Origin of the sequence: Streptomyces sp. NPDC051664 (assembly GCF_044453545.1) — a bacterium.
GTDB lineage: Bacteria > Actinomycetota > Actinomycetes > Streptomycetales > Streptomycetaceae > Streptomyces.
In genome coordinates this window covers 469,688-484,320 of sequence record NZ_JBITCU010000002.1, presented here as the reverse complement: position 1 = coordinate 484,320, position 14,633 = coordinate 469,688, and the positions used below count along the sequence as shown (strand labels likewise).

At 69.1% G+C, this 14,633-nt stretch carries 12 protein-coding genes; 11 read left to right on the top strand and 1 reads right to left on the bottom strand.

What is annotated here, in order from left to right; translation table 11 throughout:
• The first annotated feature begins 27 nt into the window (after positions 1–27).
• From ACIA8E_RS05500 to ACIA8E_RS05490, 3 genes are all read left to right on the top strand, one after another.
• Positions 28–1,068, top strand: a complete 1,041-nt coding sequence (locus ACIA8E_RS05500; RefSeq protein WP_399294812.1) for an Rv2578c family radical SAM protein — start codon at positions 28–30, stop codon at positions 1,066–1,068.
• Positions 1,069–1,245: 177 nt separating this feature from the next.
• Entirely contained in the window at positions 1,246–2,844 is a 1,599-nt protein-coding gene (locus tag ACIA8E_RS05495) for an alpha/beta hydrolase (protein WP_399294810.1), read from the top strand.
• Between the two features lie 72 nt (positions 2,845–2,916).
• Entirely contained in the window at positions 2,917–3,480 is a 564-nt protein-coding gene (locus tag ACIA8E_RS05490) for a GNAT family N-acetyltransferase (protein WP_399294808.1), read from the top strand.
• Here ACIA8E_RS05490 and ACIA8E_RS05485 read toward each other — a convergent pair.
• Positions 3,458–4,030, bottom strand: a complete 573-nt coding sequence (locus ACIA8E_RS05485; RefSeq protein WP_399295082.1) for an adenylosuccinate lyase — start codon at positions 4,028–4,030, stop codon at positions 3,458–3,460. The two genes, ACIA8E_RS05490 and ACIA8E_RS05485, sit on opposite strands and share 23 nt — an antisense overlap.
• 357 nt (positions 4,031–4,387) lie before the next feature.
• Here ACIA8E_RS05485 and ACIA8E_RS05480 point away from each other — a divergent pair, with 357 nt between their 5' ends.
• From ACIA8E_RS05480 to ACIA8E_RS05445, 8 genes are all read left to right on the top strand, one after another.
• A complete protein-coding gene (locus ACIA8E_RS05480) occupies positions 4,388–6,169 on the top strand; it encodes a 3-hydroxyacyl-CoA dehydrogenase family protein (RefSeq protein WP_399294806.1) in 1,782 nt (593 codons plus the stop codon).
• Positions 6,170–6,368: 199 nt separating this feature from the next.
• Positions 6,369–7,187, top strand: coding sequence for a TetR family transcriptional regulator (locus tag ACIA8E_RS05475; protein WP_399294805.1), 819 nt, complete (start codon positions 6,369–6,371; stop codon positions 7,185–7,187).
• A gap of 133 nt (positions 7,188–7,320) precedes the next feature.
• A complete protein-coding gene (locus ACIA8E_RS05470; RefSeq protein WP_399294803.1) occupies positions 7,321–8,118 on the top strand; it encodes a GNAT family N-acetyltransferase in 798 nt (265 codons plus the stop codon).
• A 392-nt stretch (positions 8,119–8,510) separates the two neighbouring features.
• The gene (gene ccrA / locus ACIA8E_RS05465; RefSeq protein ID WP_399294801.1) at positions 8,511–9,848 is read left to right on the top strand and encodes a crotonyl-CoA carboxylase/reductase; all 1,338 of its coding nucleotides are present in this window, start codon (positions 8,511–8,513) and stop codon (positions 9,846–9,848) included.
• A 1-nt stretch (position 9,849) separates the two neighbouring features.
• Positions 9,850–11,862: a protein meaA gene (locus ACIA8E_RS05460; protein ID WP_399294799.1), complete on the top strand. Its 2,013-nt coding sequence runs from the start codon at positions 9,850–9,852 to the stop codon at positions 11,860–11,862.
• Positions 11,859–12,833 carry an HpcH/HpaI aldolase/citrate lyase family protein gene (locus tag ACIA8E_RS05455; protein ID WP_399294797.1) on the top strand — a complete coding sequence of 325 codons (975 nt, stop codon included), beginning with the start codon at positions 11,859–11,861 and terminating at the stop codon, positions 12,831–12,833. Before ACIA8E_RS05460 ends, ACIA8E_RS05455 begins: the two co-directional genes overlap by 4 nt.
• Positions 12,834–12,835: 2 nt before the next feature.
• Complete coding sequence (locus tag ACIA8E_RS05450) at positions 12,836–13,363, top strand: MaoC family dehydratase (protein WP_030916550.1); 528 nt, start codon at positions 12,836–12,838, stop codon at positions 13,361–13,363.
• Positions 13,364–13,365: 2 nt separating this feature from the next.
• Positions 13,366–14,571 (top strand): acyl-CoA dehydrogenase family protein, encoded by a 1,206-nt coding sequence (locus ACIA8E_RS05445; RefSeq protein WP_399294795.1) that lies wholly within the window; start codon positions 13,366–13,368, stop codon positions 14,569–14,571.
• The last annotated feature ends 62 nt before the right edge of the window (positions 14,572–14,633 follow it).

The following is a 14,633-nucleotide window of genomic DNA, read 5'->3' as shown; positions in this document are numbered from 1 at the left end:
GTGTCCAGCGCTACCGAGGAGGCGTCCATGCGCTGGGACAATCTGGTCGAGAACACCCGGGAGACCGGGACCGGCGCGCTCTTCGCCGCGGACGCGGTGACCACGCGCACCTTCGACACCCCCGAATTCCGGGGAATCACCTTCCATGAGATCCGGGCCCGCTCGATCGTGAACCGGGTGCCGGGCGCATCCCGGATGCCGTTCGAATGGACCGTGAACCCGTACCGGGGCTGTACGCATGCCTGCGTCTACTGCTTCGCCCGCAAGACCCACAGCTATCTGGACCTCGACACCGGGCTCGGCTTCGACTCGCAGATCGTCGTCAAGATCAACGCCCCGGAGCTGCTTCGCCGCCACCTCGCCTCCAGCCGCTGGCACGGGGCGCACATCGCGATGGGCACCAACGTCGACTGCTACCAGCGGGCCGAGGGCCGCTACCGGCTGATGCCCGGCATCATCGAGGCCCTGCGCGACCACGCGAACCCGTTCTCGATCCTCACCAAGGGCACGATCGTCCTGCGCGATCTGGAGCTGCTGCGGCAGGCCGCGGAGGTCACCGAAGTCGGCATCTCCGTCTCGGTCGGCTTCGTCGATCCCGAGCTGTGGCGCACGGTCGAACCCGGCACCCCCTCCCCCGAGCGCCGCCTCGACGTCGTACGCACGCTGAGCGAGAACGGCATCGACTGCGGCGTACTGATGGCGCCCGTCATCCCGTTCCTCGGTGACCGCCCGGACCAGCTGCGGGCCACGGTTCGCGCGATCGCCGCCGCCGGGGCGACCTCGGTGACCCCGCTCGTGCTCCATCTGCGGCCGGGCGCCCGCGAGTGGTTCATGCAGTGGCTCGGCCGGCACCACCCCCAACTGGTGCGGCGGTACGAGCGGATGTACGCGGACGGGGCGTACGCGCCCACGTGGTACCAGCGCACCGTCACCCGCCGGGTGCACGAGCTGGCCGCCGAGTACGGCATCGGTCCGGCGCGTCGCGGAGAGCCCCGCCGGATCCCCGTACAGCAGGAGCAGCAGTCGCCGCTCGACGATCCCGGCCCCACTCAGCTGACCCTGCTCTGACCTCGGCCCGAGCTCGGTTCCGGACCTCACCCCGAACCTGCCCTGGGCTTACGCGAGCCCGGGTCGGGCAAATGGGTCAACTCTCATCAGAACATGTCCTTCCGTGTCCGAATGTGGGCAGCATGCGGCGGGGGCTGCACGACCCGCAGCCGCGTTCCCTCCACCACGGGAGGCCATATGACGAATCGTTCAGGAATTCTGTTCGCCGTCGGTGCGACAGTCGCCGGTCTGCTGACCGGCGTTCCGTCCCCGGCGGCAGCCGATGGAGTCGCGCCGCCTGCCGCGCAACTCACATGGACCGGCTGCGCCACGAAGTCGTATCCGACGCTGCAGTGCTCAACCGTGCTCACCCCGCTCAACCATGACGATCCGTCGGGCAGGAGCATCACCCTCGCCCTGTCGCGGATCCCGCACACCGCGAAGACCTCGCAGGGCCCTCTGCTCGTCAACCCTGGCGGCCCCGGCGGCAGCGGACTGGCGATGGCCGGCTACGTGGCGGCCTCACTGCCGAAGGAGACCGCCGCGCAGTACGACGTGATCGGGTTCGACCCGCGCGGGGTCGGGAAGAGCTCCCCGGCGCTGAACTGTGTACCGAAATACTTCGAGCCGCTGCGCCCCGACCCGGTACCGCTGGACCTCCGGACCGAGCAGGCCAACCGCGACCGCGCCGCGTCCTTCGCCGCCGCGTGCGGCGCGAAGTACCCCGATCTGCTGCCGTACATGGACACGGTGAGCACCGCCAAGGATCTCGATGTGATCCGGCAGGCCATCGGCTCCCCGCAGATCAACTACTTCGGATACTCGTACGGCACCTATCTGGGCGCGGTGTACGCCAAGCTGTTCCCGGAGCGGGTACGGCGTCTGGTGCTCGACTCGAACGTCGACCCGGACGGGGTCTGGTACGACGACAACATCGGCCAGGACTACGCGTTCGACGCCCGCCAGAAGGCGTTCGCCGCCTGGATCGCGAAGCACAACTCGACGTACGGACTCGGCAGCGACCCGGCGAAGGTCGAGGCCGCCTGGTACGCGATGAGCGAAGCGGTCAGGAAGGAACCCGCGGGCGGCACGGTCGGCATGAGTGAGCTGCAGGACACGTTCCTGCCGGGCGGCTACAACAACGGGTACTGGCCGTACCTGGCCGACGCGTTCGCCTCGTACGTGAACCACAAGGACCAAAACGCGCTGGTCCGCGCGTACAAGAAGTTCGGCGCCGTCGACGACAAGGGCGACAACGGCTACTCGGTCTACGCGGCCGTGCAGTGCCACGACGCCGAGTGGACGCGCGACTGGAACACCTGGCGCAGCGATAGCTGGAGGGTGCACAGCAAGGCACCCTTCTACACCTGGAACAACACCTGGTACAACGCACCGTGCGCATCCTGGCCGGTGCAGCCGCTCAACCCGGTGCGGGTCTCCAACGACGCGCTCCCGCCGGCGCTGCTCTTCCAGGCCACGGAGGACGCGGCCACCCCGTACGAGGGCGGGGTCACCATGCACCGTGGACTCCGCGGCTCGAGCCTGGTCGTCGAACAGGGCGGCGGCAACCACGGCATCACGCTGAGCGGCAACAAGTGCCTGGACGGGTACTTGGTGGACTACCTCGACAAGGGCACCGTCCCGCACGGCAGCGGCAGCGGTGCCGACGCGGACGCGGTCTGCCCCAGGTCGCCCGACCCGGAGCCGCTGGCCGCCGGGGCATCGGCGAAGACGTTGCGGGGCGCGACGGCAGACGGAGGCGGCGCACTGCACGCGATGCTCGGCTTCCGCGGCTGACGGGAGGGGCCCGGACTCCGGACCCGGTAACCCGATCGCACGCCCTCGGGGGCGTACGCCACCATGGTCCGTATGACGACACGGCCCACCTCCGCGTACGCCCCCGACCTGTCCGTCAGAACCATGAGCATCGACGACTGCGAGGCCGTCGCGACGGTCCGGGTGCGCGGCTGGCAGGCCGCGTACACCGGGCTGATCCCGCAGGCGTATCTGGACGCGATGGACATCGCCGAGGACGCGCAGCGGCGGCGCGGCTTCTTCGCCGAACGCAACACGGTCGTCAATGTGGTGGCCGAGCGGCCGGGCACGGGTGTGATCGGCTGGGCCTGTTACGGCCCGTACCGCGCGGACGGCAGGCGGCTCACCCGCGGCGAGCTGTACGCCATCTATGTGCTGCCCGAGCAGCGCGGAACCGGAGTCGGCCGCGCCCTGATGGCGGAGATCCTGGAGCGCTCCACAGCGGACGGGTTTCCCGATCTGTCGCTCTGGGTCCTCAAGGAGAACGCACCGGCCCGCCGTTTCTACGAGCATGCGGGCTTCGCTCCGGACGGCGCCGAGGAACCCTTCCAGGTCGGTGGCGTCCTCGTGCCCGAGGTGCGTTACGTACGTCCCCTCAGGCCGCCGGCAGCCGGCTGATCGCCTCCTCGGCCGCGCCGCCGAGCCTCGGGTGCGGCAGCGCCGCCTCCAGGACCGGCCGCGCCTGCGCGTCGCCGAGCTGCCCCAGCCCCTCCACACAGGCCAGCGCGACCCGCCAGTGCGGCTCGTCCGGTGCCAGCAGCCGTTCCAGGGTGCTGATCAGCGTCGGGACGGACTCGGGGGCCCGCAGGGCAGTGAGCAGCCGTACCGGATGCAGGGCGTAGGCGGTGCGCAGGGTGTTGGTCGCAAGGGCGGCGGCGGCCCGGGGCGTACGCGGGTCGCCGAGGCGCACCAGGGCATGGGCGGCGGAGACACAGCGCTCCGGGTCGCGGTGGTTGAGCAGCAGGACCAGCGCCTCGAAGGCCCGTCTGTCGCCGCCGCAGCCGAGCCGGAACGCGGCGATCTCGCGCGCCCAGAGCGGGCGTTCGCCTTCGACGAGAACCTGGGCCAGCTCCTCGTCGTCCTCGGTGGCGAGCAGCCTGCGGTACGCCGCCGACTCCCCCGCCTCGTCCCCCAGCCGGTCGGCCAGCGACCGGAACTCCTCGTCCATGACCGTCAGCGTATCGGCGGACACGGCGAGTGTGAGCGGGCACACAACAACTCGGGACTGGCGCGCTCGTTACTCGCCGGTTAACCTCATATGAGCGGGACACACTCCCCGCCGACTCCAGTGGCCTGGTGACGCAGCCACCCGGAGTGCTTGTCGGTTCGGCAGCTTTGCGAGACGTGACTCCGGGACAGAGTCCGTCACCCCCATCCCGGGTCCGGGTGTGTTCGGTACACCCCCGGCCCTGAGCACCACGACATGCAATTCCCGCACGCCATGCGCCGGTCGGGCCCCGCGGCCCCACCAGATCCTTGCGCGTCGTGCGCCCACACAGTCGTCACTCATCCCTGGAGTCCCGTGATGGACATCCCGCTCTCCACCATCGCCGTCGTCGGCCTCGGCACCATGGGCACCGGCATCGCCGAGGTCCTCGCCCGGGCCGGCCGCGAGGTCATCGGTATCGACATCAGCGAGGCGGCCGCGCGTCAGGCCGTTGCCGCCCTCGAAGCCTCCACCGCCCGCGCCGTGCAGAAGGGGCGGATCACCGAGGGCGAGCGGCACGACGTCCTCGCCCGGTTCCGTACCTTCTCCGATCTGCAGGCCGCCGCGGACGCGCAGCTCGTCATCGAGGTCGTGCCCGAGTCGTACGAGATCAAGCAGCAGCTCTTCCGGGAACTCGACGCGATCACCTCCCCCACCGCGATCCTGGCGACCGGCACCAACGCCCTGTCGGTGACCCGGCTGGCCGCCGAGTCGCAGCACCCCGAGCGCGTCATCGGCCTGCACTTCTTCAACCCGGCGCCCGCGATGAAGCTGGTCGAGGTGGTCTCCTCGGTGCTGACCGCGCCGCCGGCCGTCGAGGCGGTCACCGAGCTCGCCCGTGAGCTGGGCAAGGAGCCGGTCGCGGTGGGCGACCGGCCGGGGTTCGTCGCCGACGGGCTGCTGTTCGGCTACCTGAACCAGGCCGCCGCGATGTACGAGGCGAGCTACGCCTCCCGCGAGGACATCGACGCGGCCATGAAGCTGGGCTGCGGGCTGCCGATGGGCCCGCTCGCCCTGCTCGACCTGATCGGGGTCGACACCGCCCGTACCGTCCTGGAGGCGATGTACTCCGAGTCGCACGACCGGCTGCACGCCCCTGCGCCGATCCTCAAGCAGCTCAGCGAGGCCGGGCTGACCGGCCGCAAGTCGGGCCGCGGCTTCTACACGTACGCGGCGCCGGGCAGCCAGACCGTGGTGCCGGACACGAAGACGCCGCGGGAGAGCGCCGGAGCGGCGGCCGGGCGCACCGTGCGGTCCGTGGGCGTCGCCGGGTCCGGGACGATGGCCTCGGGCATCGCGGAGGTCTTCGCGAAGGCCGGTTACGACGTGGTGCTCGCCGCGCGCAGCCAGGAGAAGGCGGACACGGCGAAGGGCCGGATCGCCAAGTCGCTGGAGCGTTCCGTCACCAAGGGGCGGCTGACGGCCGAGGCGCGGGACGAGACCCTCGCCCGCATCACCGCGGCCGGTTCGCTGGACTCGTTCGACGACGTCGATCTCGCGGTCGAGGCGGTCGCCGAGGACCTGGCGGTCAAGCAGCAGCTGTTCGCCACGCTGGACAAGGTCTGCAAGCCGGGTGCGGTGCTCGCCACCACCACGTCGTCGCTGCCGGTCGTGGCGTGCGCACGGGCCACCTCGCGTCCGCAGGACGTCATCGGGATGCACTTCTTCAACCCGGCGCCCGCGATGAAGCTGGTCGAGGTGGTCCGTACGGTGCTCACGGACGACGACGTCCACGCCACCGTCCGTGAGGTGTGCGGGAAGATCCGCAAGCACCCGGTGGACTGCGGGGACCGGGCCGGTTTCATCGTCAACGCGCTGCTGTTCCCGTACCTCAACAACGCGATCAAGATGGTCGGGGAGCACTACGCGACCCTCGACGACATCGACGCCGCGATGAAGCTGGGCGGCGGCTACCCGATGGGCCCGTTCGAGCTCCTCGACGTCGTCGGGCTCGATGTCTCGCTCGCCATCGAGAAGGTGCTGCACAGCGAGTTCCGCGACCCGGGCCTGGCCCCGGCACCGCTGCTGGAGCATCTGGTGGCCGCCGGCTGCCTCGGCCGCAAGACGGGGCGCGGCTTCCGCGAATATGCCCGGCGCTGAGGGACGGCGGGCTCCTGCCCGGCCGGCCGGGTCTCCGGCCGGGCGGGACCGCCCGGCCGGCTCCCAGCCGGTCCCCGGGCCGGGAGCCGGCTGGGGAGGGCTGCTCGATCCGCCGCCACCGCCTTCGGCGTGGGAGGTGCCGCCCGGCGGCCCGCCCCCGCAGGCGCGCTCTCCTGCGCCGATGCAGTACGTTCACACCATGTCCCAGCCTGCCAGGTCCCCCCGTGTCTCCGCCGCACCCGACGCCCCGGAGAGTGCCGCAGGCACGCGCGCCGCCGCCCAACGGCTCAAGATGCGCCGCGAACTGGCCGCCGCAGCGATGGAGCTCTTCGCCACGAAGGGGTACGAGGCGACGACGGTCGACGAGATCGCGGGCGCTGCGGGCGTCGCCCGGCGGACCTTCTTCCGGCACTTCCGCTCCAAGGAAGAGGCGATCTTCCCGGACCACGACGACACCCTCGTCCGGGCCGAGGCCGTCCTCAATGCCGCCCCCGCGCACGAGCACCCGCTCGACACCGTCTGCCGCGGCATCAAGGAAGTCATGAAGATGTACGCGGCCAAGCCCGCGGTCTCCGTGGCCCGCTACAAGCTGACCCGTGAGGTCCCCACCCTGCGGGAGGCCGAGATCGCCTCGGTGGCCCGCTACGAGCGGCTGTTCACGCGCTATCTCCTGGGCCATTTCGACGAACGCGACCACCATGTCGGCAATGACGATCCGCTGCTGGCGGAGGTCGCGGCGTCCGCCGTCGTCACCGCGCACAACCATGTGCTGCGCCGCTGGCTGCGGGCGGGCGGCCAGGGCGACGTCGAGGCCCAGCTCGACCACGCGTTCGCGATCGTCCGGGACACGTTCGGGACCGGGATCGGCGCGGGCCGGATCGCCGGGACCGAGCCCGCGTCCCCGCCGGCCGTAGCTTCGGTGAGCACGGAGGGCGAGGTGCTGGTCGCGGTGGCACGCACCGACGCACCGCTCGACGAAGTGATGCGCACGATCCAGCAGGCGCTCAAGGACCACTGAGCGGGGGCCTGTTGGCCGAACCGCTCCGTCGCCCCCCGCATGCCGGACGGGCTCGCTTTCGAGCCGTCCGGTATGCGCGCCCGGGCGCCGAAACCTGGTTGCGGCCCGGACCCGCCGGTGTTGTGGTGGGCGCATGACTCGTGATCACGACGCCCTGCTGTCCCTCTTCGACCACGAGATGCGCGAGCATGCCCGAGCCGACGGCCCCGGTGTCCGCGTCGAGCGCACCGCCGATGTCGTACGTCAGGTCGGCGCGGCCGACGACTGGAACGGCGTCGTCTGGTCCGCGCCGGATCTGGACGCCGTCCGGGCGGATGCGGCGATCGCGGCTCAGGTGGAGCGCTTCACCGCGCTCGGCCTCGACGAGTTCGAGTGGAAGCTGTACGCGCACGACCGGCCGGCGGACCTGGGGCAGCGGCTGCGGGCGGCCGGCTTCGTCGCGGAGGAGCCGGAGACCCTGCTGGTCGCCCCGGTCGCGGACCTCTCGACCGCGGTGGAGCTCCCCGAGGGCGTCCGGCTGCGCACGGTGACCGATGCGGCCGATGTGGAGCTGATGGCCCGGGCTCATGAGCGGGCGTTCGGCTCGGACCGGTCGCGGCTGCGGCATCAGGTGCTGGCCCGGCTCGCCGAGGCCCCGGACAGCTTCGTCGGGGTGCTGGCCATGGTGGGCGACGAGCCGGTGAGCTCGGCCCGCATGGAGCTGTACCCGGGCACCGGCTTCGCGGGGCTCTGGGGCGGCGGGACGGTCGAGCCGTGGCGCGGGAAGGGCATCTACCGGGCGCTGGTGGCCTTCCGTGCCGCGATCGCCACCGAGCGTGGCTACACATATCTGCAGGTCGACGCGACCGACCAGAGCCGTCCGATCCTCCAGCGGCTCGGTTTCACCGCACTGAGCACCACCACGCCGTATGTCCACCGGCGCACTGCCTGACCATACCGAGCGGGACAGAACAGCACGAACCGCCTCCCGTGTTGCTCATGCGTGCCGGCGGGATGACATGTGAGAGAAATTGTTGGCACCCAGTGCCTTGCCAGGTGTCACGGAGTGCCATACGTTGAAGTTGTCCGGGCGGCCGGCGTGCAGAGACCTCACGTACGCCGGCTGTCCCCGCAAGCCATGTGCCTGCGCGCCCGGACGCCTGCGTCACAGGCAAACCCTTCTGCTCCACCAGAGCAGGCCGAAGCCTTACCAGCCGAACCGACGGCAGCACCTCCACAACGCACCGCACCCCCCGTTGGCAGGGACCCTCAGGCGTCCCTCGACGCATTCCCCGAGCACTCGGCTCCGGTCGGGCAGGGGAGACACCATCCCGGAGGCACACCGTGAAGGAAATCCTGGACGCGATCCAATCGCAGGACAGCACGGCCGCAGATTTCGCGGCCCTGTCCATCCCTGAGTCGTACCGCGCGGTAACCGTGCGCAAGGACGAGACGGAGATGTTCGCCGGGCTCGCCTCCCGCGACAAGGACCCCCGCAAGTCGCTGCACCTCGACGACGTTCCGGTGCCCGAGCTCGGGCCCGGCGAGGCACTGGTCGCCGTCATGGCCAGCTCGGTGAACTACAACTCGGTCTGGACCTCGATCTTCGAGCCGATGTCCACCTTCGGCTTCCTGGAGCGCTACGGGAGGCTCAGCGAGCTCACCAAGCGCCACGACCTGCCGTACCACGTCATCGGCTCCGACCTGGCGGGTGTCGTCCTGCGCACCGGCCCCGGCGTCAACGCCTGGCACCCCGGCGACGAGGTCGTCGCGCACTGCCTCTCGGTCGAACTGGAGTCCTCGGACGGCCACAACGACACGATGCTCGACCCCGAGCAGCGGATCTGGGGCTTCGAGACGAACTTCGGCGGCCTCGCCGAGATCGCGCTCGTCAAGTCCAACCAGCTGATGCCGAAGCCGCAGCACCTCAGCTGGGAGGAGGCCGCCGCTCCCGGCCTGGTCAACTCCACCGCCTACCGCCAGCTCGTCTCGCGCAACGGCGCCGGTATGAAGCAGGGCGACAACGTGCTGATCTGGGGCGCCAGCGGCGGACTCGGTTCGTACGCCACGCAGTTCGCGCTGGCCGGCGGCGCCAACCCGATCTGCATCGTCTCCAGCGAGCAGAAGGCGGACATCTGCCGCAAGATGGGCGCAGAGGCGATCATCGACCGCAACGCCGAGGGCTACAAGTTCTGGAAGGACGAGCACAACCAGGACCCGCGCGAGTGGAAGCGGTTCGGCAAGCGCATCCGTGAGCTGACCGGCGGCGAGGACGTGGACATCGTCTTCGAGCACCCGGGCCGCGAGACGTTCGGCGCCTCCGTGTACGTGACCCGCAAGGGCGGCACGATCGTCACCTGCGCCTCCACGTCGGGCTACAACCACGAGTACGACAACCGCTACCTGTGGATGTCGCTGAAGAAGATCGTGGGCTCGCACTTCGCCAACTACCGCGAGGCGTGGGAGGCCAACCGGCTGGTCGCCAAGGGCAAGATCCACCCGACGCTGTCGAAGGTCTACTCCCTGGAGGAGACCGGCCAGGCCGCCTACGACGTGCACCGCAACCTCCACCAGGGCAAGGTCGGCGTGCTCGCACTGGCCCCCCGCGAGGGTCTGGGTGTGCGCAACGAGGAGCTGCGCGAGCAGCACATCGACGCCATCAATCGCTTCCGGGACGTCTGACATGAGCGGGCGTCAGAAGGACCGCCCGTGGCTCATGCGGACGTACGCCGGTCACTCGACCGCCGAGGCGTCCAACGAGCTCTACCGGCGCAACCTCGCCAAGGGCCAGACCGGTCTGTCGGTCGCCTTCGACCTGCCGACCCAGACGGGTTACGACCCCGACCACATCCTCGCCCGCGGCGAGGTCGGCCGGGTCGGCGTGCCCGTCTCCCACCTCGGTGACATGCGGCGGCTGTTCCAGGACATCCCGCTGGAGCAGATGAACACCTCGATGACGATCAACGCCACCGCGATGTGGCTGCTGGCGCTCTATCAGGTGGTCGCCGAGGAGCAGGGCGCCGACGCCACGAAGCTCCAGGGCACGACGCAGAACGACATCGTCAAGGAGTACCTCTCGCGCGGGACGCACGTCTTCCCGCCCGGTCCCTCGCTGCGGCTGACCACCGACATGATCACGTACACGGTCAACCGCATACCGAAGTGGAACCCGATCAACATCTGCAGCTATCACCTGCAGGAGGCAGGGGCCACTCCGGTCCAGGAGATCGCATACGCCATGTCGACGGCGATCGCCGTCCTCGACGCGGTCCGTGACTCCGGGCAGGTGCCCGAGGAGAAGTTCGGCGATGTCGTCGCCCGTATCTCCTTCTTCGTGAACGCGGGCGTCCGCTTCATCGAGGAGATGTGCAAGATGCGCGCCTTCGGCCGCATCTGGGACCAGGTCACCCGCGAGCGGTACGGCATCACCAACGCCAAGCAGCGACGCTTCCGCTACGGCGTCCAGGTCAACTCCCTCGGGCTGACCGAGGCGCAGCCGGAGAACAACGTCCAGCGCATCGTCCTGGAGATGCTGGCGGTCACCCTCTCCAAGGACGCCCGCGCCCGGGCCGTCCAGCTGCCCGCCTGGAACGAGGCGCTGGGGCTCCCCCGGCCCTGGGACCAGCAGTGGTCGCTCCGGATCCAGCAGGTCCTCGCGCACGAGAGCGATCTGCTGGAGTACGAGGACATCTTCGCGGGTTCGCATGTGATCGAGGCCAAGGTGGACGCCCTGGTCACCGAGTCGCTCGCGGAGATCGACCGGATCCAGCAGATGGGCGGCGCCATGGCTGCCGTCGAGTCCGGCTACCTGAAGTCGGAGCTGGTCTCGTCGCACGCACAGCGGCGGGCCCGGATCGAGGGCGGCGAGGAGAAGATCGTCGGCGTCAACATCTACGAGACGACCGAGCCGAACCCGCTCACCGCGGACCTCGACGGCGCGATCATGACGGTCGACCCCGCCAACGAGGCCAGGGTGGTCACGGCGCTCCACGAGTGGCGCGACAACCGTGACGAGGCCCGCGCCTCCGAGGCGCTGGCGGCGCTGAAGAAGGCCGCGGCCGGCACCGACAACATGATGGAAGCGACCGTGGAGTGCGCCCGCGCGGGTGTCACCACCGGCGAGTGGTCGTGGGCGCTGCGCGATGTGTTCGGCGAGTTCCGGGCCCCGACGGGCGTCTCGTCCGCACCGGTCGCGGTGACCGCGGAGGCGGGCACGCCGCTCGCCCTGGTCCGCGAGAAGGTCGCCCGCACCGCCGGCGACCTCGGCACCGGACGGCTGCGACTGCTCGTCGGCAAGCCGGGCCTGGACGGGCACTCCAACGGTGCCGAGCAGATCGCCGTACGGGCCCGTGACGCCGGGTTCGAGGTCGTCTACCAGGGGATCAGACTGACCCCCGAACAGATCGTCTCGGCCGCGCTGGCCGAGGACGTGCACTGCGTCGGTCTGTCAATCCTGTCCGGCTCGCACGCCGAGCTGGTGCCGGACGTGCTGAACCGGCTGCGCGAGGCCGGCGCCAACGACATACCCGTCATCGCGGGCGGGATCATTCCGCCCGCCGACGCCACCGCGCTGATCGAGGCGGGCGTCGCCGCCGTATTCACCCCGAAGGACTTCGGCATCACGGAGATCATCGGCCGTATCGTCGACGAGATCCGGAAAGCGAACAAGCTCGACCCTCTGGAGGTCCCCGCATGACCACGCCCACGTCCGCCGTGAACCGTCTGCGTCCGCGCCGCTCCTGCCTGGCTGTACCGGGCTCGAACCCGCGGTTCCTGGAGAAGGCCCAAGGCCTCCCGGCCGACCAGGTCTTCCTGGACCTCGAGGACGCCTGCGCCCCACTCGCCAAGGAAGGCGCCCGGCACCACATCGTCGACGCGCTGAACAACGGCGACTGGACGGGCAAGACCCGGGTCGTGCGCGTCAACGACTGGACGACGCACTGGACGTACCGCGATGTGATCACGGTGGTCGAGGGCGCCGGCCAGAACCTCGACTGCATCATGCTGCCGAAGGTCCAGGACGCCCAGCAGGTCATCGCCCTCGATCTGCTGCTCACCCAGATCGAGAAGACGATGGGCTTCGAGGTCGGCAAGATCGGCATCGAGGCGCAGATCGAGAACGCCAAGGGCCTGGTGAACATCGACGACATCGCGGCCGCCTCACCGCGTCTGGAGACGCTGATCTTCGGCCCGGCCGACTTCATGGCGTCGATCAACATGAAGACCCTGGTCGTCGGCCAGCAGCCGCCCGGCTACGGCGCGGACGCGTACCACTACATCCTCATGCGCATCCTGATGGCGGCCCGTACGCACGACCTCCAGGCGATCGACGGTCCCTTCCTGCAGATCCGTGACGTGGACGCGTACCGCGAGGTCGCCGGCCGTGCGGCGGCGCTGGGCTTCGACGGCAAGTGGGTGCTGCACCCCGGCCAGGTCGACGCGGCCAACGAGGTGTTCTCGCCGTCGCAGGAGGACTACGACCACGCCGAGCTGATCCTCGACGCGTACGAGTGGTGCACCTCGGAGGCGGGCGGCAAGAAGGGTTCGGCGATGCTCGGCGACGAGATGATCGACGAGGCCAGCCGCAAGATGGCCCTGGTCATCGCGGGCAAGGGCCGCGCGGCCGGCATGCAGCGCACCTCCAAGTTCGAAGCTCCGGAGGCCTGACCATGCAGTTCGGACGCACCTATGAGGAGTTCGAGGTCGGTGCGGTGTACAAGCACTGGCCCGGAAAGACGGTCACGGAGTACGACGACCACCTTTTCTGTCTGCTCACCATGAATCATCACCCGCTGCACATGGACAGCAACTACGCGGAGAAGACGACCGATTTCGGCAAGAACGTTGTAGTCGGCAACTACATCTACTCGCTGTTGCTCGGCATGTCCGTCCCCGACGTCTCCGGAAAGGCGATCGCCAACCTGGAGGTCGAGTCGCTGAAGCATGTCGCACCGACCTTCCACGGCGACACGATCTACGGCGAGACGACCGTCCTCGACAAGACTCCGTCGAAGTCCAAGAGTGACCGCGGAATCGTCTACGTGGAGACCAAGGGCTACAAGCAGGACGGGACGCTCGTCTGCGTGTTCCGCCGCAAGGTGATGGTCCCCACCGAGACGTACATCAAGGAACGCGGCGGCGAGCAGCCCGGCCGCCCGGAGCTGAACCAGCCTTCGCAGAAGAACGTGGAGAAGTAGCCATGACGCGACTCGCCCAGACCGCCGGCCTGAACGACATCCAGCAGGAAATCCTCTCCACGGTCCGGGATTTCGTCGACAAGGAGATCATTCCGGTCGCGACCCAGCTGGAGCACCGCGACGAGTACCCGACGGAGATCGTCGAGGGGCTCAAGGAACTGGGCCTGTTCGGGCTGATGATCCCCGAGGAGTACGGGGGCCTGGGTGAGTCGCTTCTCACATACGCGCTCTGCGTGGAGGAGATCGCGCGCGGCTGGATGAGCGTGTCGGGAATCATCAACACGCACTTCATCGTGGCGTACATGCTCAAGCAGCACGGCACCCAGGAGCAGAAGGACACGTTCCTGCCGCGGATGGCGCTGGGCGAGGTCCGGGGCGCGTTCTCGATGTCCGAGCCGGCGCTGGGCTCCGATGTCGCGGCAATCACCTCCAAGGGCGTCAAGGACGGCGACGAGTACGTCCTGAACGGCCAGAAGATGTGGCTGACGAACGGCGGTACGTCCTCGCTCGTCGCCGTGCTGTGCCGAAGTGACGAAGGCCACCCCGAAGGGACGGCCCGGCACAAGTCGATGACGACCTTCCTGGTGGAGAAGGAGCCGGGCTTCGGCGAGGTCCGGCCGGGGCTCACCATTCCCGGGAAGATCGACAAGATGGGTTACAAGGGCGTCGACACGACGGAACTCATCATGGACGGACTACGCATTCCGGCCAATCGTGTACTCGGCGGCACCACGGGTCGAGGGTTTTACCAAATGATGGACGGTGTCGAGGTCGGCCGGGTGAATGTGGCCGCGCGTGGTTGCGGCGTCGCGCAGCGTGCATTCGAGCTGGGCGTTTCCTACGCTCAGCAGCGCCACACGTTCGGAAAACCGATCGCCCAGCACCAGGCGATCCAGTTCAAGCTGGCCGAAATGGCCACCAAGGTAGAAGCGGCGCATGCAATGATGGTGAATGCAGCGCGCAAAAAGGACTCCGGGGAACGAAACGACCTGGAGGCAGGGATGGCGAAGTACCTCGCCTCCGAATACTGCAAGGAAGTCGTCGAGGACGCCTTCCGTATCCACGGCGGTTACGGCTTCTCCAAGGAGTACGAGATCGAGCGCCTCTACCGGGAGGCCCCGATGCTGCTGATCGGTGAAGGTACCGCCGAAATCCAGAAAATGATCATTGGGCGCCGACTCCTCGAGGAGTACCGGTTCCAGGGCTGATTGTCCCCTTCGAGACGATTTAGTCGCGAAGAAGATCACACCCTGTCATCCTCAGCCGGTGC

Coding starts and splice junctions, on each gene's coding strand:
- ACIA8E_RS05470 (WP_399294803.1), top strand. CDS start 7,321: ATGACTCGTGATCACGACGCCCTGCTGTCCCTCTTCGACCACGAGATG.
- ACIA8E_RS05450 (WP_030916550.1), top strand. CDS start 12,836: ATGCAGTTCGGACGCACCTATGAGGAGTTCGAGGTCGGTGCGGTGTAC.
- ACIA8E_RS05475 (WP_399294805.1), top strand. CDS start 6,369: ATGTCCCAGCCTGCCAGGTCCCCCCGTGTCTCCGCCGCACCCGACGCC.
- ACIA8E_RS05495 (WP_399294810.1), top strand. CDS start 1,246: ATGACGAATCGTTCAGGAATTCTGTTCGCCGTCGGTGCGACAGTCGCC.
- ACIA8E_RS05480 (WP_399294806.1), top strand. CDS start 4,388: ATGGACATCCCGCTCTCCACCATCGCCGTCGTCGGCCTCGGCACCATG.
- ACIA8E_RS05500 (WP_399294812.1), top strand. CDS start 28: ATGCGCTGGGACAATCTGGTCGAGAACACCCGGGAGACCGGGACCGGC.
- ACIA8E_RS05445 (WP_399294795.1), top strand. CDS start 13,366: ATGACGCGACTCGCCCAGACCGCCGGCCTGAACGACATCCAGCAGGAA.
- ACIA8E_RS05490 (WP_399294808.1), top strand. CDS start 2,917: ATGACGACACGGCCCACCTCCGCGTACGCCCCCGACCTGTCCGTCAGA.
- ACIA8E_RS05485 (WP_399295082.1), bottom strand. CDS start 4,030: ATGGACGAGGAGTTCCGGTCGCTGGCCGACCGGCTGGGGGACGAGGCG.
- ACIA8E_RS05455 (WP_399294797.1), top strand. CDS start 11,859: ATGACCACGCCCACGTCCGCCGTGAACCGTCTGCGTCCGCGCCGCTCC.
- ACIA8E_RS05460 (WP_399294799.1), top strand. CDS start 9,850: ATGAGCGGGCGTCAGAAGGACCGCCCGTGGCTCATGCGGACGTACGCC.